The following is a 1,643-nucleotide window of genomic DNA, read 5'->3' as shown; positions in this document are numbered from 1 at the left end:
AACTTCTAAAGCACACCATCCAATCATCTTCCAACTTTCATATCATCAACATGGTTCAACTCATACCCAAGTTTACAACTTTATGGACTCTTCCAATTACAGTTTACTAAATTTACCCCAGCCTACTTTTCTTAGTTCTTCCCATGGCACATTTTCACATATTGATTTATCTTTAGCTCACCCTTCCCTATACATGGATTTTACTTGGAATGTTCTTCCAGATTTACATGGAAGTGATCACTTCCCCATTATACTCCAGAGTAGCAAATATTTGCCAGCACCACAACCCACTCGATGGAAACTCCATGCTGCAAACTGGGCTGCTTTTGGAAAATTATGTGACAACACTTCTTCTTGTTCAAATATATCTGAATTCAGCGAAGAAATATTAAATGCAGCACTGCAGACTATTCCCCGGACATCCGGAATGCCTGCTCGTAAACATAGACCATGGTTTGACACAGCTTGTAAAGCTGCAATAGCAAAAAAGAAGAAAGCACTTAGGAAGTTTAAAAAATCACCCACCCAATCGAATTTAGAAGAGTTTCGACTTTTTAGAGCTCAGGCGAGACGCCAGCTGCGATCTAGTAGAAAACTATCCTGGAGAAAATACGTTTCTACACTAAACATTCACAGTTCCCCTCATGCTGTCTGGAAAACCGTTCGGAGTATGCAAGGAAAATGCCAGTCCACTATTCCAAATCATCTGGCAGATGGCAACAATACTGTAACAAGCCTACCAGATATGGCTAACCACTTAGCCAAACAGTTTGCCCACAATTCATCCTCTGAAAATTCTTCCCCTTCTTTCACTTCCTATCGAAATACCCAAGAATCCATCCCTATCGATTTCTCTTCTTCTAATTCGGAGAGTTACAATATCCCTTTTTCTCTCATTGAACTCCAGGAAGCCATATCCAGCAGCCATGCGACCTGCCCAGGAGCCGATGAGATCCATTATTCTATGATTAACCACCTTCCTCCCATTGCTGTCTCACATCTTCTATCGTTACTCAATGATAGTTGGATAAACAACACCCTACCACCAGATTGGCGTCATGCACTGGTTATACCTATCTCCAAGCCAGGCAAAGATCCTACACAGGCCAACAGTTATCGTCCTATCTCTTTAACGAGTTGCTTGTGCAAAACATTCGAAAGAATGATAAACAATCGTTTAGTTTGGGTTCTTGAATCCCAAAAATTGTTATCACCCCTCCAATGTGGCTTTCGTAAACGACATTCCACAGTTGATCATTTAATTCGCCTAGATTCTTTTGTTAAGAAAGCGTTCAGACATTCTGAACATGCAGTTACTGTATTCTTTGACCTTGAGAAAGCTTACGACACTACGTGGAAGTATGGTATTCTCAAGGATCTTCATAAACTAGGTTTTAGAGGTCGATTACCACTGTTTATTTTAAATTTTCTTCAAGATCGTACATTTCAAGTACGCATAGGTTCTACACTGTCGGATACTTTTGTGCAAGAAATGGGAGTTCCCCAAGGGTGTGTTTTATCTGTCACCCTTTTCTCCATCAAAATTAACAGTATTGTGGATACTCTTTCTGACAACACAGTTGGATCATTGTTCGTTGATGATTTTTCAACTAGTTGTCGATCTCGAGACATGTCATCAATTG

Annotated in this window: 1 protein-coding gene; it reads left to right on the top strand. The window is 40.2% G+C overall.

Annotated elements, in window-relative coordinates; translation table 11 throughout:
- Nucleotides 1–1,643: reverse transcriptase family protein (locus BOW51_RS10600; RefSeq protein WP_135568272.1), on the top strand; the 1,643-nt coding region annotated here is incomplete at both ends.

Origin of the sequence: Solemya elarraichensis gill symbiont (assembly GCF_002021095.1) — a bacterium.
Taxonomy (GTDB): domain Bacteria; phylum Pseudomonadota; class Gammaproteobacteria; order Chromatiales; family Chromatiaceae.
The sequence above is the reverse complement of the archived record's forward strand: the minus strand, read 5'-3'. Positions and strand labels throughout refer to the sequence as shown.